Raw genomic sequence first — 228 nt, 5'->3', positions numbered from 1 at the left:
AGCGGCAAGGAAGCAGCAGCTTTGCCAAAAGCGCGGCGCGGAGATCGTCCGTTGCACGATCCGGGGACAAATTGTTGGCAGGCAGACCATCGAGCGGGAAGCGAAAGTTATGTATATTGCCCACCATCAATTTTTAATTCAGCAAAGGGGTTCACTATATATAGAAGAACAGGTTGAGGAGCGATGCGCCTGTTTTGTTCGCGGTGAGCTTGTAGCTGATGAACCGAT

Annotated in this window: 1 pseudogene; it reads left to right on the top strand. The window is 50.9% G+C overall.

Annotation, left to right across the window (positions count from 1 at the left end):
* Nucleotides 1-228 (top strand): annotated as a pseudogene (locus LD028_RS09800) (amidase domain-containing protein); the annotation flags it as partial.

Origin of the sequence: Anoxybacillus sp. LAT27 (genome assembly GCF_022030075.1) — a bacterium.
GTDB lineage: Bacteria > Bacillota > Bacilli > Bacillales > Anoxybacillaceae > Anoxybacillus > Anoxybacillus kestanbolensis.
Note: the sequence above shows the minus strand (reverse complement) of the source record. Positions and strands in the feature narration are given on the sequence as shown.